Source organism: 'Nostoc azollae' 0708 (assembly GCF_000196515.1).
Classification (GTDB): Bacteria; Cyanobacteriota; Cyanobacteriia; order Cyanobacteriales; family Nostocaceae; genus Trichormus_B; species Trichormus_B azollae.
In genome coordinates this window covers 2,703,950-2,725,486 of record NC_014248.1, presented here as the reverse complement: position 1 = coordinate 2,725,486, position 21,537 = coordinate 2,703,950, and the positions used below count along the sequence as shown (strand labels likewise).

The following is a 21,537-nucleotide window of genomic DNA, read 5'->3' as shown; positions in this document are numbered from 1 at the left end:
TCTCGTTGTTTTTTCTGTAAAATCTGTAGAGCTTGTCCTTTGTTTAGAATTATGTGGAACTGGAATTAGCCAAGTTATAGCCATTTTATATATTGTTGTTACTTCACAAGATTCTAGAGCGATTATTATTGATGAACCTCAGTCGTTTTTACATCCAGGAGCGACATAAGATTTAATAGAAATTATCAAGGTGTTTCCTCAGCATCAATCAATATTTTGTTACAACTCACTCACCAGCAATTATTGGTGCTGCTGAACCTTCTACTATCGTACAAATTAAATATGATGAAGCAGAATATAAAACATTTATATCTGTAAGTGACTCAAAAAAGGCACATGATATGTATAGCCTTATAAATGAAATTGGAGTTCAATTATCAGATATTTTTGGTGCTAATCGTATTCTTTGGGTAGAAGGTGCAACTGAAGAAGAATGTTTTCCTTTAATTTTGAAAAAAATTGCAAAAGAAAAGCTCAGAGCAACTAGAATTTTGCGTGTTCATTCCACAGGTGCATTATTAGATAGGAACAATTCTAAATTAGCTGAGACTTTCTTTTGGCTTTATCAAAAAGTTAGTAATCAAGACAGTTTAGTTCCACCAACAATTGGTTTCGTATTTGATAGGAAGGTAAAACAGATAAACAATGTTAAAATTTAGAAAAAATAAGTAAGAATTTAATTACTTGGGTAAAACTAACTATGTACGAGAATTATATATTGTATCCCAACGCAATAACATATGTAATTAATAAAGAATTACAAAATGCAAGGATTCTTGCAGAAGAAGATAAATTAGAACAAAAGCATATAAACCAATGGCTGGAGGAAGATTTCACAAACAGGAATTATTTATCGAATGAGGTTAAACCAGAAAAATATCATGATGAGGAATGGATTTATCAAAAAAATCATGCTTCCCATATCTTAGAAGATTTGTTTCAAGAGTATCAAATATAATTTTTAAAACCTCAACACTCCTATGAGATTACAGAGTGGATACTAGAAGATCATGAAAATTATTTCAGTGAATTAAGAAACAGAATTAAAAGCTTTTTTAAATAAAAGGGCTATTAATATATTTATTAATCCATTCATCATAATTTTTGGCTCTCCTCTGGTCTATATTTAGATTAACACAACTCAAAATTATAGTTGCTCCTCCGTTAAAATTACACTGAGTATCTCTCCTTTTAAAAGGAACTACCATAAGAAATAATTAAATTCATTGACATGACTACGATTTAAATTATTCAATAATAGATAGGAAGAATCCTAAATATTCCAGAGAAAATGGGATTGATTACCTATTATGCAAATTGATACAAACAGATTGTCATGGTTTGACGTATCCAATGATGTCAAAGAACTATTGATATTAGCCACACAAACTTGGGATAATACAGAAGCTTCTGACAGTTATATACAACAGGCTTTAGCTAAAACAGAAGAAAACACAGGTGTTTTAGTTGCTGCTTATAGATATTTTTACTACAAAAATAATTATGTTCTAGCACTGACAACAGCAGAAAAAATAACCGCTAAAATTAAAAAAGAGGAAAATCTACCAGATAATTGGCAAGCACTTCTACCTATTTTAGTTCAACGTCACCAAGAACCACAAATCAGATTTTTCTTAAATGCTTATGCTGCTTCTGGTTTGGTATTAGCTAAATTAGGGAAAATAGAACAAGCTAAAGAAATCAGTGCCAGAATCAAAGGTATTGATGATAAAAATAATTTTGGTGCAGGTATTCTTCTAGATATTTTGACCCGTCCACCAGAAGAAGATGATTAAATGTGGATTGGGTATACAGGAAAAACAACTGACTAATTACTAACCATGAACAATTGGTTTTCTATCAACCCAACTTCTTATCAATCCTTCTCACTTTCTACTAATAATATTCTCTTACCTCCTGCTCCTGAATCTCCTATGACTCCTATAACTAAAATGCCTCGAAAATCTCCTCCTATGCTTTTCTTACCTGTTTATTCACAGTCGGTACTTTAAAAAGTATGCAAGGTAAGGATTGGTTTGTTGCTGAAAATGGACAGCATCAAGTCTGTAAATCAGCAAGAGAATGGGATTTATTACGTGATAATTATCGTCTATATCGGTTTCTCACAGAAGTAGAAGATGTTCTCAAAGATGTTGAGGATCAATCAACTCATCTTCCTGAACTGAGAATGTTAGTTAGACGATTAATTATTAATTCCTATTGGGTGCAAAGTCAATTTTTACAACCTGATCCAAGATCAGGAATCTCGGTGTTATTGTTATATGATGAATTAGGATTTCCCTTAACAGTGCAAACAGTCTCATTTGCACCAGGGACGACTTCTACTATTCATAATCATGGAACATGGGGAATAGTTGCCATATTAAAAGGTCAGGAAAAGAACACACTCTGGCAACGTAATTCCACACTAGAACTTCCAGAGAAACTTGAAAAAGTAGGAGAAATTGATTTAAATCCCGGAGACTTAATCAGTTTTGCCCCTGAAACAATACATCATGTTCAAGCTGTTGGGGAAGAACCAACAGTTACATTTAATATTTATGGAGAAACTGACCCGAAAGAAAGATTTGAATTTGATGTAATTAACAATATTGCCAAGAAATTTTAAATGTAGTAGCAAAAACAGAAATAACTGATTATTGTGATCAATACATAGGAATTAATAGGTAAAAATATCCAGCATATTTACCTATTAATCAAACCCATAATCTTTCATCTGCGTTTATCTGTGTTTATCTACGGTTAATTATTTCCTATCCAGAAATTGAACTATAACTCTATAGGAGAAATAGCAATGGCCAGAGTAATTTTCTATGAAAAACCAGGCTGTAAAAACAATACCAGACAAAAAGTATTACTCACAGCGGCCGGCCATGAAGTTATTGCATATAGCTTATTAACAGAACCTTGGACTGTAGAAAGATTGCGGTCATTTTTTGGTGATCGCCCCGTCCTCGAATGGTTCAACAAAGCCGCACCTCGGATAAAATCTGGAGAGGTGAACCCTGAGAACATGGACGCTGATACGGCTTTAGTCATGATGCTCAGGGATCCCCTATTAATTCGTCGTCCTTTGCTAGAAGTAGGAGAAAGACGGGAAATAGGCTTTGATGTCGAGAAAATTGACGCATGGATAGGCTTAAAAGCTGTTGATGACTCTTTTAAAGAAATGAGTGAAAACCTAATGCAGCTAGACCTTCAAGGCTGCGCTCATGGAAAAAATCACGAACACCATCATCATGGTGATGGTAGTTGTAAACATCACTGAAAAGAACAACATTAGACCTCAATAGTTATCGCTTAAGGGGAAAAGGGGAAAGAACTTTTTCCCTTAATTTTTAATTTTTAATTATTTAAATTCCATGACTTTTCCCAATCACCCAATGGCGACGGAAAAAACGAGATAAAGCTGATTCTTCTAAGGATAAATAAATCGGTCTACCATGTGGACAGGTGCGGGGGTTGCGTGTGCGTTGCCAATCATTTAATAATTGCTGCATTTCTGGTAAGTTCATTGGTGTACCATTACGAATAGCAGTTCGACAAGCAACAGCAACCTGGGCTGTTTGTAAGTCTCCTCCCCAACTTAATTCTAAAAGTGCTTCGCAGCTATCTTCTCGGTGTTGCAACATTGCGGGAATATTGCGTACTGCCCAAAGTTTTTCTCCAAATGGTTCAATATCTAAACCTAGACTTTGCAATTGAGTGACTTGGGCTGAAGATAATTGATAAAGAATGATTGGACTTTCAATCGGTACAATTTGCCAATTATCACATAATTGCTCATACAAAACTCGCTCATGGGCTATGTGTTGTTCTACTAACCACATTCCCCCTGAATGTTCAGCTACAATATAAGTATTACTAACTTGGGCGACAGCTTGTAATAAATTTTTAGTGTTGCTATCTGTACTTTTATAATTAAAGTTATAACTGCCTTTTGCTTCTGCTACTTGCAGTAATTTACTAACTCTGGTTGTGTAGACTGATTCTTTGATATTGGCTTCAGAAATAAGTAAGGCTTGGTTAATGGCTTGAGTTATTTGTTCTTGCCAATAACTCAAGCCATTAAGATATATTTCGGTTTTGGCGGGGTGACGATTCCAGTTGATTTGGTCGGGAGAAACTGTAAGATGCAAAAAACACACGGGATAGCGATCGCGTGGTAATGTTCTATGAAATGCTGAGAAAATTGTTTGTTCTAATTCCGGCGATTTGATAATTCTGCCATTAATCGCTACTTTCACCCAGTCAGGACGGTTACGATGGCACCTATCCGGTAAACCTATCACTAATGTAGATAGGGGAGTAGAGACGCTGCAAGCAACGTCTCTACTGGGAACTGGGGATTGGGAATTGGGTACTTTTAATTGTACCTCTTTTAAATCACTTTGTCGCACTTGGGGCAAAATTTGTGGAATAATTTTTTCCACACTCAATCCAGAATAAATAGTGAACCATTCTCGGTAATTCTGCCAAACCTGGTAAGTAACCTGGGGATGACACAAAGCAATCTGTTGAACTACATTTTGTACAGCTTTGATTTGCTGTGTCGGTGTGGGTAAACCTTGACGACGTGGCAGACAATTAGCAAATAAATTATTAACTGTAACTACTGTACCGGGAGCGATCGCAGTTACTTTCCTATTTACAACTTTTCCACCATCACCATAAACAAACTGCCATCCTTCAGTTCCCCCCACAGGACGACTAAGAATTTCTAAATCGGCCAAAGTTGTTAAACTATGTAATGCTTCACCGCGAAAGCCTAAACTAGTAATGTTCCACAAATCAGCAGGAGAGTGAATTTTACTGGTGCTGTGTGCTGTTGCAGCTTGTTGCAGATCATCAAAGTTCATTCCCCAACCATTATCTGCTACACGCACTCCCCACTGTTGGGGATTTATATAAACCACAATTCGCGTTGCACCAGCATCAAGAGAATTTTCCACCAATTCCCGCACCACAGAAGCTAAAGAATCAATTACCTCTCCAGCCGTAATGAGATATACAACTTCTGTCGGTAAAGCTTTAATAGTAGATGCCACCATAATGGAATTAAAAATTAATAATTAAAAGTTAAAACTTGACATTAGCCTACATCATTTTGACTTCTGAGTTCTAACTTTTGACTCTTTGTGATTCATATCACAACATGATTTTTGATTAATTGTAAAGAAAGCCGAATTAAAGCAATTTATTTGATAAATTGCTGGTGAGGTTATAAGCAAAAAAAGCTTATGAGTAATTTAGTTGCTGATGTTCATGATTTGAAATCGCGTCTGGAATGGGGGCAACCCGCTTTTACAATTATTGATGTACGCGATCGCCATACCTATAATCACGGCCACATCAGTGGGGCAATCTCCATCCCCTTGGATGACTTAGCTGACCGTGCTAAATCTGCTCTACATAAAGAACGGCATATCTATGTTTATGGCGAACATGATACACATACAGCCCATGCAGCTCGAAAGTTACGAGATGCTGGCTTTAGTCATGTATCGGAAATCCAAGGTGGTCTTAACGCTTGGAAAACAGTCGGTGGCGCTACAGAAGGTATCTAAGTTGTAAGCATTTAGTTATCAACTAACACCAGATTGCAGACCAACTTCTCACTGTTGTTCGACTTCTCAATCCGTCACGACAGGAGAAATATACTCACCAGATATATTTATCTTAGATCACTCATAAACAACACGATTCCCGGCTTCTTTAAAAAGTCGGGAATCCATCCTTTCTTCAAGTTATAGTAACTGCCAAAGTGGTTATGACATCAACAGATGATAAAACATTTTAATTATGGGGTTCCCCACACCTTTTTCATCTGTCCCCTATCAGCTGCTATAAAACGAGTTGTTCACCTTCCCACACCTACATATTGGAACCCGTCCCTTACCATCGCTTCAGGGTCTAAGAAGTTACGACCGTCAATCATGACAGCGTGGTTCATCAACCTTGCCATTTTCCCATAATCTAAAGTGCTGAATTGTTGCCATTCGGTCACAAGTACTAATGCATCACAGCTATCAGCTAATCTTTCAGCATCAGTTTCTACTAACACTCCCGAAAGACCATGACGCATACCTGTTTGAGAAATAATCGGGTCGTAAGCTTTGACTTTCGCACCGAGTCGGTTCAGTTGCTCAATCAAGTTCAGTGCTGGTGCATCGCGCAAATCATCTGTATCGGGTTTGAAAGTCAAACCCAGTAATCCCACAGTTTTACCTTTGAGGATTTTCAGAGCTTGTTGGAGTTTTTCCAGAGCAATTAAACGTTGACGTTCATTCACACTCACAGCAGCTTTCATGAGTTGGGCTTCATAGCCATAATCATCAGCAGTATGAATCAGTGCAGAAACATCTTTGGGGAAACAAGAACCACCCCAACCAATACCAGCTTGTAAGAATTTGTTACCAATCCGGGAATCTAGACCAATACCTTTTGCTACTTGAGTGACATCAGCACCGACGCGATCACAAATATTTGCAACTTCATTAATAAAACTAATTTTAGTCGCCAAAAAAGCATTAGCAGCGTATTTGATCATCTCCGCTGAACTCAAGTCAGTCACCAAAACTGGTACAGGAGGTAAAGACTGATCAGCCGCAAACTTGCGTTCCACAATGGGCGCATAGAGATCCTTCATCATCCCAATCGCTTGCAGACTATTACCTCCCAAGACAATCCGATCAGGATTAAAAGTATCGTAAACAGCCGAACCTTCCCGTAAAAACTCTGGATTGCTAACAACATCAAACTGAGCAGAAATCTCAGGTAGTTTTTCTTCACAGGATGATCCACTAATTGGTATCAATGTTTTTTGGCGTTCAGCAATACCATCTAAAACAATCATTCGCACCCAGTCACCAGAACCGATAGGTACAGTAGATTTATTGACAATTACCTTATAACCACCATTGAGATTTGCCCCAATACCACGAGCTACAGCTTCTACATACCGGGTATCACTTTCACCATTAGGCAAAGGAGGAGTTCCGACAGCAATAAACAGAATTTCTCCGTGCGCCACTCCCGCAGGTAAATCTGAGGAGAATTGAATATTTCGACTATTAATGGCAGACTGCATAATTTCGGAGAGTCCCGGCTCGAAAATTGGCGACTGGCCAGACTTCATTAATTTTACTTTTTCTTCGTTGTTATCTATGCAAATAACATCATGACCGATATAAGCTAAACAAGCGCCTGTAACCAAACCTACATAACCAGTCCCAATTACGCAAACACGCATTTTATTAAACTCCTCGTTTTTTGTCATTGGTCATTGGTCATGAGTCACTAATTCACAAATGACTGATGACCACTAACTAACTAATTGTTACTGTCGATACGTTGACGGAAATCTTCTATTGTCAGTTTTAACCCCTCTAGCAGCGGAATGGTAGGTTGCCAATTTAACCAGGTTTTTGCCCTGGTAATATCAGGACGACGACGACGGGGATCATCAGAAGGTAGCAGTTCAAACTTAATTTCTGCATCTGGGTTCACCATGTTTTGTACTGCCTGTGCCAGTTCTAAAATGGTGTATTCATCCGGATTACCCAAATTGACAGGGCCAATGTAGTCACCATTCATTAACTTGATCAGGCCGCTAACTAGGTCAGAGACATAACAAAAACTACGAGTTTGTTGACCTTCACCATACACAGTTAAAGGATTACCCCGTAAAGCTTGAACTATAAAGTTACTGACTACCCGACCATCGTTTTCTAACATTCTTGGTCCATAGGTATTAAAAATTCTCGCCACCCGAATATCGACTTTATTTTCTCGGTAGTAGTCAAAGGCTAAAGTTTCCGCTATTCTTTTGCCTTCGTCATAGCAAGAACGGATACCAATGGGATTGACACTACCACGATAATCTTCTGTTTGGGGATGGACTTCTGGATCACCATAGACTTCACTGGTGGAAGCTAACAAAAACCGAGCTTTCAGTCGTTTGGCTAATCCCAACATATTCAGTGTTCCCATCACGTTAGTTTTAACGGTTTTAATGGGGTTGTACTGATAATGTACCGGAGACGCAGGGCAAGCCAAATGATAGATTTGATCCACTTCTAAGCGAATTGGCTCAGTGATATCATGACGTATCATCTCAAAGTAAGGATGATCAAACCATTTGAGGATATTACGTTTATGACCTGTATAGAAGTTATCCAAGCATATAACTTCATGACCATCAGCCATTAGTCGGTCGATTAGATGGGAACCAATGAACCCAGCACCGCCAGTTACCAAAATTCTCATAGTTTCCGAGTTATTTTACAGATATAGCCAACGGGTATAGTCCTTTACTGTCAGATTAACCAGTTTGCTACAAAAATAGATTATGAACGAAAATCACTAAACAATGTGTTTCATCATCAGTATATGTCCCAACTTTTCTGGGGACTGCTATATTTATGGGTTAAGTGATTTTCCTACAAATACCCGGTAAACTTAATAAATATCTTCTAAATAATTGGTAAATTTTCAGTTACAGTTCATCAAATCTTTAAAAAAAGATCAATTTTTTAGAAACTGTATTTATAAGAATTCAGGAGTCCTAGGAGCGAAGCATTCAGACAATAGCTTTTGGCAAAAACTGATAATTGCTCACCCGAGTACTGATACTTCCAGCACGCTACGCCAACACCCGTACAGGAGTCAGAATGTTTGAGAAATTAGTTAATTATCAAATAAGTATTTTTGGCGTTAGGCTGAAAAAGCTGACTGCTGATGGCTGTCCCTCTTTTAGAGGAACTATGTTTACGACATACTAGGTGAACGTTAACCCTTAGCCTGCCGTTAGGCATTAGCTGAATGTTACCTGTATTTTTACACGGTGATAGTCTGATTAGGGATTCTTTTGGAAAAAACTAGTTTCTGATTTTGTTGTGGTTCTCCGAAAATGATAATGGAGCAAGTGAGTTGCCTAGCTAATTCGTTGGTGATATCGCTCATGGCCAATCCGCCAGGAGTAGTACGATTACGCGTTAAAGGTAATACCACTAAATCATATAATCTTGCTGCTTGCAAAATTGCTTGAGCAACATCTTCATGAGTAATGACTTGAACTTCTGGTGGATTTGCCAGAGTTAATTTAGAGACTAATTGAGAGAGTTGCGATCGCCTAGCAGCAACTTGAATCGCGCCGGTGCGCCGTTGTCTGCGGTTAGCTTCATTCACACAAACATTCAATACAGTCACTTGGGCTTGATTGGCATCTGCCAAAGTCTGAGCAAATTGTACTGCCGTTAGTGTTGGGGTGACTATGTTTTCTATTGGCACAAGAATGCGCTGAATTCTTTTCGGTGATTCTACCAAACGCGCTACCGCCACTGGACAATGGGAAGCCCAAAGCACATTATCAATCACATTGCCTAATAAACGCGCTCTCAAACCAGTACGTTTACCCCAACCCATGATAATCAAATTCGCCTTTTGTTCACGAGCAGCCCTACAGATTCCTGGAGCAAAAGCATCATCAATTCTAAGTAATGGTTCAGCCTTTGCTCCTAATAATTGACTTTGTGCTATGGCTTTAGCCAATAACTTTTCACTGCGTTGCCAGGCAACTTCTAACTGGGGTGTATCCATTTGTGAAGTAGCATGAGCGATCGCTAATGGTAAGATTTTTCCTTGGGACTGATTAGCTAATAATGCCGCCATCTCAATTAAATGTTTTTGAGTCTGGGGATTATATACAGGTACAACTATCGTTAAGTTAGGATTTCCTGACTCTGATTCCTGGTAAGGCGATTTAATTGGTGATGTTTCCGGTGCTATTGAACCAGTCAAACCAACACCATCCCCAGCCACCAACCTTGTCAGCCAAGGTCCCAAAGTTGCTGTTATCAGCACTAAAACAATCACACTATTTAATACTTCTGGGGACAGTAACCTAGACTGATATCCAGCTAATACTACCGCTAATGTCGTCTCTACCAGGGGAATAGATAGTGACCAAATTGTTAGAATTTCTTGCCATTTATAGCGATACAACAGTTTTGCCAACACAGAAGCCATAAATTTGCTGGCAATTAAAACCACAAAAATGATTAATAATAACTTGATTGTGTTATAGCCCTTAAACAAGACAGGTAAATCAATTTTTAAGCCTAAATACATAAAGAAAATGGGAATAAATAATACACTACCTATAAATATCAATTTTTCTTTAACTGCTCCTTCACCTACAGCCTCATTTACCGCCAAACCTGCTACAAAGAAACCAACAATTGTGTCTAATCCCATCAATTGAGCAATGACAACGGACATAAACACAGACAAGAACACACATAAAAACTTGTTTCCCTCATCATCTCCAGAACGGCGTAAAAATTCCTTAACTGCCCAATTAAAACCTACCAAAACCAGCATAAAATAGATAATTACTGAGCCGAATATCCTGATAATTTGATTCAGGTTAAATGCCCCATGATCAACAATAGAGAGACATACAGATAATATTAATAGTGAGCCGATATCAGAAAAAACTGTGGCTCCCATCGTCATAGCGATCGCCTTGTTATTAAGTACTCCCAAACGGCTGATAATCGGATATGCCAAAAGAGAATGGGAGGCCAACAAACAGCCAATTAAGATAGAACCATACCAACCCAAGCCGAAAAACCTTCCTCCTAATGTTCCCAATATCAAGGGTAGAGTAAAAGTCAAGCTACCAAAAACTAAAGAACAGCCTTTTTGTTGACGAAAAAATTGGAACTTAAATTCCAATCCGGCTATAAACATCAAGTAAAATAACCCAAGATCTGATAGCAATCTCATCATTAATGATTCCGGCTTGAATAAGTGCCAACCAGATGGACCAAGCACAATTCCAGAACAAACCAAACCCACTAAAGCTGGTAATCTTAGCCTCTCAAACAGGATAGGTACAACTAAGATCACTAATAGTAAAATACCAAAGAGAATAATGGGTTCCTGGCCAAGAACTTGGGAGGTTGGATCTAAATTGAGAACTTGTGACTCAAGTTGCATCATGTAAAACAGTTATCAGTTATCAGTTATCAGTTATAGCAGGAGTCAGGAGTCAGGAGTCAGGAGTAAAACTCTCTTGCTGTCTAGGTTTCAATTTAGATTCTGTACCTCGTTGATCTGCAATCTGCTGTATTAGTTATTATTTACTACCTATTGCTATTACCTATACCCTAAACGGAATCTTGAAAATCGGTTCGAAATGAGGCATATATATTAGAAACTTACACCCTACACCCTACACCCTTATCATTGACAACTAAGGATGGATTTGACTCAAAATAAACCGTAGACGGTCATAATCATCTTTTAGCAACACACTGAGATTTCTTCCAGCTTTGATCAGCCATTCTCGGTCAGCGTTGCGTAACTGGTAAACTTCACGAATTGCAGATGCGGCCAAAGATTCTACTGGCGCACCGTTAATCAAAAGCAGAGTCCGCAAAAAATCTAGTTTTTCAGTGAACTTGATAATTGCTTCTGGTTCACAATGATAAACAGCCTGATGTATCTGGGGTGGACGGGCCGGGAGATACTGATACACCTCTTGGTTATAACTTAGATTTTGTGATTGCTGCTCAAATCCCACAATTGCTGCCCGAAATTCAGTTCTGAGCATAGCAAAGATTTGAGGTTGTTCTTCTCGCAAAGTTTGCAAAGACAACCCCAAGGCCCTAGCCCGGTGTACAGAATCTATAGGCATAGTTGTAGCATAATATACTACAGCATAAACTTGATTACCAGATTCTTCATCCACAGCACAAACCCAACTACCAAAAGGTGGCATGGGTGGAAAACTCAAATCATCTGGTTCTAAACACTGTGCCAAAAATTCCGTAGTTGTGGTTTCAATCACCTCCCCAATGTGGTGAGGATGGCGATAGCCTGTAGAAAACTGTGGTAAAGGTAGACGCATAGCAATCAGTTAACAGTGATCAGTTATCAGTTATCAGTTATCGGTTGTTTTATATCAACTACTGACTAATGATAACTGACCACTGACTAAATTATTATTTGCCTTTTTTCTTGGCTGTGGTTTCTACGACTTCTAATTCTGGCAAGCGGAAAGTAATAATCTTATCCCAATTACCACCTTCAAATAGTACAGCTACCTTGCCATCACTTACCCGTTGAACAAGTCCTTCATACCGATAATATGTGTCTGCGGGATTTTTGACCCGAACAGTTGCTCCAGGCAGAATCATGTGTTTACCCTCGTTTAGTTCCTGTTAATAGCTTAATGTTTGTTAGTGGGCATTGGGCATGGGGGGATTGGATTTTCTCCTACACCCTTACACCCCTTAATAATATTTCTGGCGTTGCCGAAAATTGGCTACAGATTCTACTATTCCCAGAGCGATAAAGTTGGTCAGCATAGCTGAACGACCATAACTCATCCAAGGTAATGGTATACCTGCTACAGGTGCTAAACCAACGGTCATTCCCACGTTGACAATCAGTTGAAACACAATCATGGATAGAACACCAATAGCCAGGAGCGAACCAAAATTATCTTTGGCAGTTTGAGCTACGTGCAGTAGACGGAAGCAAATCAAACAGAAACAAAATAAAACTATTAAACAACCGACAAAACCGAATTCTTCACCAACAGCAGAGAAAATAAAATCTGTATGCTGCTCAGGTACAAAATTTAATTGAGTCATCGGACCTTTAAATAAACCCCATCCCCAAATTCCACCAGCACCAATTGCAATGCGAGATTGAATCAGGTGATAACCAGCACCGAGAGGATCATGTTCAGGATTAATAAATACACTCAACCTATCTTTTTGATATTCTTTTAATACATGATTCCAGGCGAAAACCCCTAATTCACCACCTAGCATATTCAGCGCCGAAGAGGCGAGCGCACCAATATAAAATCGCCTCCAAGGTAGAGTTTGCCACCCCACAATCCCCATCGCACTAGCCCAAGCTAAACCCAAGGGACTAAAAGATAGTTCTTTAAGCAACTTTATTGGCTCTGACAAAGGCCAAGGAATACTAAACAAAATGGCTGACATCACAGGGGAAATCAACAGAATCAACCAGCCAGGATTAGCATTTGCCCAGTAAAGCATTCCTAAGAGTATCGCCCCAAATACCAGCGATGTTGCCAAATCTGGTTGTAAAAATATTAATCCCCAAGGTATAGCAGTAATAGCTAAGACCCGGAACACGCTCTCTAAGGTAGAAGCAGTTCGCCTATGTAACAAAGCTGCCAAGGTGATGATCATAGCTATTTTGGCAAATTCCGAGGGTTGGACGTTAAAGCCAAAAATACTAATCCATCGCTGTGCGCCTTTAGCACTGGTACCAGCGATCATCACAATCATCAAACTGAAGTTAGTGAGGGCGTAAGTTATCCAGTGAAACCTCATGAGGTTTTCGTAGTGATAACGAGCTAATAACAGGGCTATAATTGAGCCGATGATAGCTACCAGCCAGTGCCACCACCAGTCAGTTACTGGTTGCTTGAGTTCTGTACTCAGAATCATTAGACCGCCAAACATACTGACTGCAACAGGCAGACAAAATAAAATCCAATCTACCTGCTGCCACGGCTTAACCCAATATTGCCAGCGGATTTTGGGGAGTGAAGATTTTAAGAACATTGTGGGAAGAGGAACTTGAGCATTAAATGGGGAGGATGGGGAGGATGGGGAAGATAGGAAAATTACTTCCCTATCTTCCCCATGCCCAATGCCCAATCCTTATGTTAGTGCAGCGACTGATACTTTACCCGCAATAGCGAGAGCGATCGCTGTGAGGGCTTTGGCAGAAGCTGAATCTGGATCTCCAACCACTATTGGCACACCACTATCACCTCCCATTCTGGTGGAAATTTCTAGAGGTACACATCCTAATAGTGATACCCCTAATTCTGCGGCAGTTTTTGAACCTCCACCGGAACCAAAAATGTCATATTGGTTATCTGGTTGATCTGGAGGAATAAAATAGCTCATATTTTCCACAATTCCCAATACTGGAACATTTAGCTGCTGGAACATCCGCAAACCTTTGCGCGAATCCAACAGGGCTACAGTTTGGGGTGTGGTGACAATCACCGCCCCTGCCATTGGCACAGCCTGGGTTAAAGTTAACTGAGCATCTCCAGTTCCTGGTGGCATATCGACAATTAAATAATCAATTTCTCCCCATTGCACCTGATACAAAAACTGACGAATTACGCCATTCAGCATGGGACCGCGCCAAATAACTGGCTGATCTCGGTCAATCAAAAAGCCCATTGAGACTAATTTAACGCCATGATTAAATGCTGGTTCGAGAATGTCCCCTGTATCTGTGCAGCGAACAGTAATTTGAGCATCAGCTAAACCCAGCATTGTAGGGTCATTAGGCCCGTAAATATCAGCATCTAGCAAACCTACTTTTGCTCCTGTTTGTGCTAGAGCTACAGCGACATTTACCGCTACTGTACTTTTACCAACGCCACCTTTGCCGCTGGAAACAGCAATAATATTTTTTACACCATCAACGCCTGTGCGGTCAGGTAAGCTTTTTTGCTGGGGTGTTTGTGCTGTTACGTCTACACTGATATCTGTCACACCTGGCAGTTTGTTAACAGCTTTTTTACAATCTTCAACAATAAATTCCCGTAAAGGACAGGCAGGAGTCGTCAACACCAAAGTAAAGCTGACCTTGCCACCGTCAATTTTTACATTGCGAATCATGTTCAGTTCTACCAGACTTTTGCGAAGCTCTGGATCTTCGACTGGTCGCAATACTTCTAGAACTGACTGGGAATCTAGGACTTGATACATAGCGTGTATACCGTTGCCGCCTTAATAAACCTTAAAAAATTTTCATTTTCACCTACTTGCATCTTAACTTTCTTAGGACATTAGTTATTAGTTATTGGTCATTGGGTATTGGGTTATTCAATTTTCCCTCAGACTAAAAATCAAAACAACTATTATCCAAAGATTTTTTCTTTCCTGATACTGTGGGCAATGCTGACTTTTCTACGGCTTCAATGAGGGAACGTGCTACCCGATCTGCATAGGGACGAGATAATGACCAAATTAGGGGTGATAACCAACCACGTAAAGTTACAGAATAAGATAAATAACTACCACACACCGTTGACTCCACCTGGTAAATGACCCGCTCTTCAATGCCTGGAATTGCTAGTACACGGATACTCAGCATTTCTTTGGGATTTACCTTTTCCACAAAAATCTGGATGGGAATTGGCCAAAAGCGTGTTACTGCTTGGAAAATCAATCCGGGTTTGGGTACTAATCCTAATGGTACATTGGTACTTTTAAGTAGTGGATGCCAGGAAACATCTCTTAAATCCACTACTTTTTGCCACAGTTCATCTACAGAGGCAGAACTGATTTCTCGATACGTCCGCACTAGAGAGGCGCAAAACCGACGACGTTTGTGGTTGATGAATTTGGAAAACCAACCTTGCACTGTCCTAATCCTCCTGGCTACAATCTGTCTGGTTACTCTGGCATCTGGGAAAATTGTAATAGACTTCTTTACTCACCACAGATACCATACAGAAAATCGGCTGCTTTGTAGACTAATTCTCTAGGTTCTGGTATTCATAACAGAATTGTTTCCACAATAATTGCAAAGAAACTTAATGAATATACAAGCCTATACGCATTTGAGGGACAATAAACTCTAGTCAAGATAATCAATCGGTTTTGACCGCTAAGAAAAATCAGTTTCGGGAAATCGATTTCGGGAAATCGATCCAGATTTTGGGTTCTGATTGTCAACAAATTTTTAAAATGAAAATTTGTAGCTTTCTGGAAATTGTAATTTTAGGTTCGGAAATCTATGTTGAGCAACTCGCAAACCCCCACTTTAGCAGTAGAATCATCCAATTTTCTTCCGGCTCCTGACGCTCAAGCTAGAGTCAGTCAGTTTATGCAGCAACTGCAAGATGAAATTACTCAGGCTTTGAAAGCACTGGATGGTGTTGGTAAGTTTCAAGAAGATAGTTGGCAGCGTCCAGAAGGGGGTGGGGGGCGATCGCGTATACTGCGTGATGGCGCAATTTTTGAACAAGCGGGTGTAAATTTTTCTGAGGTGTGGGGTTCTAATCTACCCCCGTCCATTTTAGCGCAACGCCCAGAAGCAAAGGGACACGGTTTTTATGCAACAGGTACTTCTCTGGTGTTACACCCTCGTAATCCTTATGTGCCTACGGTTCACTTGAATTACCGCTATTTTGAAGCAGGTCCAGTTTGGTGGTTCGGTGGTGGTGCTGATTTGACACCTTATTACCCCTTTGCTGAGGATGCAGCCCATTTCCATCAAACTCTGAAACAAGCTTGCGATCAACATCACTCGGAGTATTATCCCGTGTTCAAACGGTGGTGTGATGAATATTTTTATCTCAAGCACCGGGATGAAACTAGAGGTATTGGTGGTCTATTTTTGGATTATCAAGATGGTCAAGGCAGTATATATAGGGGTCCAGATCCCAATGGGGAAGCGGCTGATTATAGTAACCAGGTAGGAACAATCGCACCACGCACTTGGGAAGAGTTGTTTGCTTTGGTGCAAGATTGTGGCAGAGCTTTACTACCAGCTTATGTTCCCATTGTCAAACGGCGACATGGGATAGAATATGGCGATCACGAACGTAATTTTCAACTATACCGTAGGGGCAGGTATGTAGAATTTAACTTGGTTTATGACCGGGGTACAATTTTTGGACTGCAAACAAATGGCCGTACAGAATCAATCCTCATGTCCCTACCACCTTTAGTGCGTTGGGAATATGGTTACAAACCAGAACCAAATACTCCTGAAGCTGAATTGTATGAAACTTTTCTTAAGCCTCAAGATTGGATAAACTGGAAAATAAATCAACAGTAACAAGTATTTGAGGCTCAGTAAAATTCCACACATTTATTTAGAGGAAGTAGATTAGGACTTTTGTGGTGGAAAGTTTGCATATCCGTCATTATTTTGTCCTCTTCTTTACTCAGGACTCAGAATCTAGATAATCAGCACTGTTTTAGTGAGTTAAACTACTAAAATACAAACATTTAGCAAAATTTTTGCAACTGTAGCTATAGCTTGCTCATTTTCAGCGTCAGACCAAGAACATCTTGTAACTCGTGAGTGAATTAACTTCCTCAGAATTATGGATGAAAAAAATACCAGTAATGGTGAAATTTAAAGATTGCTAGAATAGCAAGTTTTTTAGCTCACTGATTCATCTTCAGGGCAATATCACGGAGAATACAGTGAATATAGACCAAAAAACCCATACAACTCAAGACGGGAAGACTGTGATTGTCTTGAAACCAACAGATCGTCTAGACATCACCACTGCTTGGCAATTTCGTCTGAAGTTACAAGAGTCTATTTCTAAATTGAGTCGTCATGTAGTTGTGAACTTGGGAGAAGTAGATTTTATTGATAGTTCTGGTCTCACCTCTTTGGTTGCTGGAATGCGTGATGCAGATAAAGCTAAGGGTAGTTTCCGCATTTGCAATATCCATCCAGATGCCAAACTTGTGTTTGAAGTGACAATGATGGATACGGTATTTGAAATCTTTGAAACTGAAGAAGAAGCATTAACAACAATCTTCCCCAATTCAGTTAATAAAGAAAATAATAGTTTCGACCAACTTCCCCAAAATACTCCAGAGACTATGGCAGGTGATAGGTGATAAGTAACAGGTGACAGGGAACAGCGAACAGGGTAGTAATTACGTATACCTTGCTGGATCGGAGGCACTATTACGAATTACCAATTTTTTTGTAAGCTCTTGATGCTTTCCACCCCACACCCTACCTCTTCTTTGTGGAATTCGGCCTCCTGTCTTCTTAACATAACTTGGCAAAGTAGCCTTTAAACGAGAAAATAAGAATACGTCGCCCTTAACATTTTCTTTGTGAATAACGTCCGTACTGTCTCTGATACAAAACGAACTTTCTATAATCTTCATACTCGCCCAATCAACACTATTTACCGCCGGGTAGTGGAGGAGTTGATGGTGGAAATGCACCTATTGTCGGTAAATGTGGATTTTAGATACAATTCAATTTATGCATTAGGCGTAGTTACAGCTTTTGACCGCTTTATGCAAGGCTATCAACCAGAACAAGATCAAGCATCTATTTTTAACGCCATAATTCAGGCTGTAGAGCAAGATCCGCAACGCTATCGACAAGATGCGGCTAGATTACAAGTTGTAGCTCAAAGTTTGCTAACTAAAGATTTAATTTCGTGGTTGAGTCAAACTACTTATTTAGATCAAGATCGTGATTTGCAAGCACAACTGCAAGCGATAGCTAACAATGCTGAATTTAAATACAGCCGCTTGTTTGCCATTGGTCTGTTCTCATTATTAGAAATGGTAGATTCTGAACTTGTCAAAGATGAGAAGCAACGTAATCAGGCACTAAAAGCGATCGCGCAGGGTTTACATTTATCTGAAGAAAAACTTACCAAGGATTTAGAGTTATATCGCTCTAACCTAGATAAATTGGCACAAGCACTGATAGTAATGGCAGATATGCTGGCAGCCGATCGGAAAAAACGCGATCAGCGTCAACAAAAATCGACTGCCCCGCTAGCTCCTCCTAGTAACAACGAATAATTTAGAATTTATAATTCGTAATTCGTAATTAAAGCTGGCAGCTCATAAGATTGTAGATGAACAGTAAACTTGTTTACAATTCAGCCAATTTACATTTTAGTAAACACTAAATTACGAATTACGAATTAGCGATTACGAATTATTTACACAGCAAGTAATTTGTAGATTATGTTGTTGATAATAGTGAGTGTGAACGCTCCTAAAACAGCACTCCAAATACCATAACGTAAGCGGAAACCCTCTACTAACCAGGCAGCAATACTAAAACAAACAACAGCAATCATGAATGTAAAGATACCAGATAATAAGTCAAAGGTGACTAAATTTGGTATCGTAAATACAAACCCTAAAATTGGTCTAACTAATGCTGTGATAATACCAAGCACTGCTGCGGAAAAGATGGTTTTACCTGGAGTATCAATTTCAACTCCCAAAGGTAATTTACTAATAATCCACAAGCTGATAGAAGTGACTAACCAAACAATTAACAGTGTCACAATATTCATTGCCGCAACCCTTGAAACGTAAATGGCGATTGGCGATAAATTACTTGGTCTATTGATAAGGCAAAGGCTAAAGGAAAAAGGCTAAAGGCAATATTAGAAAGCGTATGATGGGGAATTTAAGCCTGCCAACGCCAGCGACCAATAGAAGAGGGAAGAGTCAATTACTCAGAACTCAAACAAGGATCTAAACTATTGCCTCTTGCCTCTTCCCTCTTCCCTCTTGCCTTTCCCGACGGAGGTTGATCAGACAATCTTTGTAGCTTAACCAATTATTTATAAATTAGCAGAGGTTTTTTCTAGAACGGTAATTTATTTTAGATATCTTTAGGTTTATCTAATTTTTCTTGATATTGGTAAAAATAAAATTCCCCCAAACTCTCGTTATTGATAAGGGCTAGAGGGAATTTTCACCTATAAAATTTTAGACAAATTAGTTCACCTTTTAGGTGCAGAATTACTGTTTTCTGGTGCTACAGGAACTGGAGGTATGCTGTCATTAGGAACTATTGGTGAATTAGGATTGATACCTTGCCCAGGAGCAGGAAATGGATTTGGGGCTGAGGGTAGAGAAGGGTTAAAATTATTTTGTAGATCACTCCCTGGAATTGGCACGGTATTAGGTATGGGAACAATCGGGGTGGTAGAAAAGTTGGGAGAATTTGTGAGTGGTTGAGATGGACCGGGAATAATTCCCAAAGACACACGATTTCCTCCTACTTGTCTGAGCAAATCTAAGGTTTGAATGACATCGTTGTAAGTTGATGTCCGTGATGCATTCAGCACCAAAATACCATTAGGATTTGCTTCCACATACTGTTGTAATCTTGCTTCCAACTGATCACGTTGGATAGGTTCTTTTTCAATGTAAATTTGACCAACAGCATCAATAGTTACAGGCAATATGTCTTTCTGTAAACTAGCACCAGAAGTTGTACCTGTACTGGCTTTGGGTAAATCAACATTAATTGCTTGTTGCCGAGTAAATTGCAACGCTGCTAACAGAAAAAAAGTCAGGATACAAAAAACGACATCGATTAAGGGGATGATTTGAATTTGGACTTCTTCAATGGGAGTATGTAGGTTAACTTTCATTTTCTAGCTCTTGTGACGAGTTAGGATGGGGATTTGGGGCTGTTTCCTCTAAAGAAGGTTCGGGGGTTGTTGTATTCAAGTTATTTTTACGACGTTTACGGGGTGAACTAAAGCTTTCTGCAGTATATTCCCGTACCGTTGATGTACTTTTATTGGGGTCTGGTGGAGACTGACGGTAAAGTAACTCTAAATCATTGCCGGCTTTATTAAAAACTTTGAATTGGTTAACAACAAAACCTTGAAACAGACGATAGAATGCTAAACTAGCGATCGCAACTATTAAACCAGCAGCCGTACTAATTAGAGATTCTCCAATCCCAGTCGTTACTCCTGCTGTAGATTCATTACCCAAATCACCAATGCGGATTGAACGCAAAGACTGAATCAAACCTAAAACCGTACCCAACAATCCTAACAGCGGCGAAAGAGCAATCACAGATTCTAAAAGTTTTTCGCCCCGTCGCATCCCCGCTAGTTCTTCAGCGGCTGTGGACTCTAGAGCTAGTCTAAAGGTTTCTGCATCGCTTTTTTGCAAGCGTAGGGGTGCATAGAGAAAACGTCCAATCGGTTGGTCCACAGCTTTTTGAGCTATTTCCGTAGCTATTTCCCAATTCTCAGTAGCAGCATCAAGGACGCGCTCAACTATTTCCTTTTCTTGCATTAAAATTCGCAACCAAAACCAAAGACGCTCAAAAATGACACTTAAAGACAGGACTGATAGCACCAGTAGAGGCCACATTGCTGGGCCGCCCTTATGAAACAAATCTAAAATATCCACTGTGTAGGTTTCCTCCCTCCATTACTAGAGCAACAATGGCAAAGCATTTTAATTTTAGAGATTAATTCACCATTACCATATTCACTTACTCTATCGCTATACAAGCAGTTAACAAAGCATGACGATTACCATCATCTATACACAGATAATAAATAGGACGGTTATTCCCACCGGGAGTTTAGAGGATGATTTGGCAAAATTAGAATTAACTAGAGGTTAAAAATATGAACTTCTCAATTCAATCGCTTTATGCCTGGTATGGCAATGTACTGCGCAATCCTAAGTACCGTTGGTGGGTAATTCTTGGCACCATAGCTTATCTTCTCAGCCCCATAGATATTGCTCCAGACTTTATACCTGTGGTTGGACAAATTGATGATCTTTTGCTTTTGACATTGTTAGTTTCGGAAGTTTCTGGATTAGTAATTGATGGTTGGAAAACTAAAAAAGGTAATGTAGAAACTAGTGTTAATGAGTCTACACCTACAGACAATACTGTTGATGTGGATGCTGTTTCTGTGAAGTGATTTTTTTAACG

21 protein-coding genes and 1 pseudogene are annotated in these 21,537 nt (G+C 39.4%); 10 read left to right on the top strand and 12 right to left on the bottom strand.

Going from position 1 to position 21,537, the window contains the following annotated elements; genetic code table 11:
• Positions 1-341 precede the first annotated feature (341 nt).
• The 5 genes from AAZO_RS12525 (at position 342) to AAZO_RS12505 (ending at position 3,289) form a co-directional block, all read left to right on the top strand.
• Positions 342-659, top strand: a complete 318-nt coding sequence (locus AAZO_RS12525; protein ID WP_041640272.1) for a hypothetical protein — start codon at positions 342-344, stop codon at positions 657-659.
• A gap of 41 nt (positions 660-700) precedes the next feature.
• On the top strand, positions 701-958 hold the full coding sequence (locus tag AAZO_RS12520; RefSeq protein WP_013191538.1) for a hypothetical protein: 258 nt from the start codon (positions 701-703) through the stop codon (positions 956-958).
• Positions 959-1,310: 352 nt separating this feature from the next.
• Positions 1,311-1,796, top strand: coding sequence for a hypothetical protein (locus AAZO_RS12515; protein WP_013191536.1), 486 nt, complete (start codon positions 1,311-1,313; stop codon positions 1,794-1,796).
• 221 nt (positions 1,797-2,017) lie between these two features.
• On the top strand, positions 2,018-2,629 hold the full coding sequence (locus tag AAZO_RS12510; RefSeq protein WP_013191534.1) for a cysteine dioxygenase family protein: 612 nt from the start codon (positions 2,018-2,020) through the stop codon (positions 2,627-2,629).
• Between the two features lie 186 nt (positions 2,630-2,815).
• On the top strand, positions 2,816-3,289 hold the full coding sequence (locus AAZO_RS12505; protein ID WP_013191533.1) for an ArsC/Spx/MgsR family protein: 474 nt from the start codon (positions 2,816-2,818) through the stop codon (positions 3,287-3,289).
• An 85-nt stretch (positions 3,290-3,374) separates the two neighbouring features.
• Here AAZO_RS12505 and mutL read toward each other — a convergent pair whose 3' ends face one another.
• Complete coding sequence (gene mutL / locus AAZO_RS12500) at positions 3,375-5,069, bottom strand: DNA mismatch repair endonuclease MutL (RefSeq protein WP_041643059.1); 1,695 nt, start codon at positions 5,067-5,069, stop codon at positions 3,375-3,377.
• A gap of 192 nt (positions 5,070-5,261) precedes the next feature.
• Here mutL and AAZO_RS12495 point away from each other — a divergent pair, with 192 nt between their 5' ends.
• The gene (locus AAZO_RS12495; RefSeq protein ID WP_013191531.1) at positions 5,262-5,588 is read left to right on the top strand and encodes a rhodanese-like domain-containing protein; all 327 of its coding nucleotides are present in this window, start codon (positions 5,262-5,264) and stop codon (positions 5,586-5,588) included.
• Positions 5,589-5,881: 293 nt separating this feature from the next.
• On the opposite strand, the gene AAZO_RS12490 is transcribed toward AAZO_RS12495, so the two are convergent.
• The 8 genes from AAZO_RS12490 to AAZO_RS12455 form a co-directional block, all read right to left on the bottom strand.
• Positions 5,882-7,273 carry a UDP-glucose dehydrogenase family protein gene (locus AAZO_RS12490; RefSeq protein WP_013191530.1) on the bottom strand — a complete coding sequence of 464 codons (1,392 nt, stop codon included), beginning with the start codon at positions 7,271-7,273 and terminating at the stop codon, positions 5,882-5,884.
• 80 nt (positions 7,274-7,353) lie between these two features.
• Positions 7,354-8,289, bottom strand: a complete 936-nt coding sequence (locus AAZO_RS12485; protein ID WP_013191529.1) for a UDP-glucuronic acid decarboxylase family protein — start codon at positions 8,287-8,289, stop codon at positions 7,354-7,356.
• A 570-nt stretch (positions 8,290-8,859) separates the two neighbouring features.
• Positions 8,860-11,025: a cation:proton antiporter domain-containing protein gene (locus AAZO_RS12480; RefSeq protein ID WP_041643053.1), complete on the bottom strand. Its 2,166-nt coding sequence runs from the start codon at positions 11,023-11,025 to the stop codon at positions 8,860-8,862.
• 256 nt (positions 11,026-11,281) lie between these two features.
• A complete protein-coding gene (locus AAZO_RS12475) occupies positions 11,282-11,938 on the bottom strand; it encodes an HAS-barrel domain-containing protein (protein WP_013191527.1) in 657 nt (218 codons plus the stop codon).
• Between the two features lie 94 nt (positions 11,939-12,032).
• Positions 12,033-12,227, bottom strand: coding sequence for an NAD(P)H dehydrogenase subunit NdhS (locus AAZO_RS12470; RefSeq protein WP_013191526.1), 195 nt, complete (start codon positions 12,225-12,227; stop codon positions 12,033-12,035).
• 96 nt (positions 12,228-12,323) lie between these two features.
• Positions 12,324-13,637 carry a rod shape-determining protein RodA gene (rodA, locus tag AAZO_RS12465; protein ID WP_013191525.1) on the bottom strand — a complete coding sequence of 438 codons (1,314 nt, stop codon included), beginning with the start codon at positions 13,635-13,637 and terminating at the stop codon, positions 12,324-12,326.
• A gap of 99 nt (positions 13,638-13,736) precedes the next feature.
• Positions 13,737-14,807: an Mrp/NBP35 family ATP-binding protein gene (locus AAZO_RS12460; protein ID WP_013191524.1), complete on the bottom strand. Its 1,071-nt coding sequence runs from the start codon at positions 14,805-14,807 to the stop codon at positions 13,737-13,739.
• Between the two features lie 133 nt (positions 14,808-14,940).
• A complete protein-coding gene (locus AAZO_RS12455) occupies positions 14,941-15,465 on the bottom strand; it encodes a hypothetical protein (RefSeq protein WP_013191523.1) in 525 nt (174 codons plus the stop codon).
• A 375-nt stretch (positions 15,466-15,840) separates the two neighbouring features.
• Here AAZO_RS12455 and hemF point away from each other — a divergent pair, with 375 nt between their 5' ends.
• The 3 genes and pseudogenes from hemF to psb29 all read left to right on the top strand — a co-directional run bounded on the left by hemF (position 15,841) and on the right by psb29 (position 18,623).
• Positions 15,841-16,887, top strand: a complete 1,047-nt coding sequence (hemF, locus tag AAZO_RS12450; RefSeq protein WP_013191522.1) for an oxygen-dependent coproporphyrinogen oxidase — start codon at positions 15,841-15,843, stop codon at positions 16,885-16,887.
• A 374-nt stretch (positions 16,888-17,261) separates the two neighbouring features.
• A pseudogene (locus tag AAZO_RS12445) lies at positions 17,262-17,621 on the top strand (STAS domain-containing protein); the annotation flags it as partial.
• Positions 17,622-17,915: 294 nt separating this feature from the next.
• Positions 17,916-18,623 carry a photosystem II biogenesis protein Psp29 gene (gene psb29 / locus AAZO_RS12440; RefSeq protein ID WP_013191519.1) on the top strand — a complete coding sequence of 236 codons (708 nt, stop codon included), beginning with the start codon at positions 17,916-17,918 and terminating at the stop codon, positions 18,621-18,623.
• 143 nt (positions 18,624-18,766) lie between these two features.
• Here psb29 and AAZO_RS12435 read toward each other — a convergent pair whose 3' ends face one another.
• From AAZO_RS12435 to AAZO_RS12425, 3 genes are all read right to left on the bottom strand, one after another.
• Positions 18,767-19,129 carry a phage holin family protein gene (locus AAZO_RS12435; RefSeq protein ID WP_013191518.1) on the bottom strand — a complete coding sequence of 121 codons (363 nt, stop codon included), beginning with the start codon at positions 19,127-19,129 and terminating at the stop codon, positions 18,767-18,769.
• A 435-nt stretch (positions 19,130-19,564) separates the two neighbouring features.
• A complete protein-coding gene (locus AAZO_RS12430; RefSeq protein ID WP_013191517.1) occupies positions 19,565-20,221 on the bottom strand; it encodes an ExbD/TolR family protein in 657 nt (218 codons plus the stop codon).
• Positions 20,211-20,999 carry a MotA/TolQ/ExbB proton channel family protein gene (locus AAZO_RS12425; protein WP_013191516.1) on the bottom strand — a complete coding sequence of 263 codons (789 nt, stop codon included), beginning with the start codon at positions 20,997-20,999 and terminating at the stop codon, positions 20,211-20,213. Before AAZO_RS12425 ends, AAZO_RS12430 begins: the two co-directional genes overlap by 11 nt.
• Positions 21,000-21,223: 224 nt before the next feature.
• Here AAZO_RS12425 and AAZO_RS12420 point away from each other — a divergent pair, with 224 nt between their 5' ends.
• Positions 21,224-21,526 carry a YkvA family protein gene (locus AAZO_RS12420; protein WP_013191515.1) on the top strand — a complete coding sequence of 101 codons (303 nt, stop codon included), beginning with the start codon at positions 21,224-21,226 and terminating at the stop codon, positions 21,524-21,526.
• Positions 21,527-21,537 lie beyond the last annotated feature (11 nt).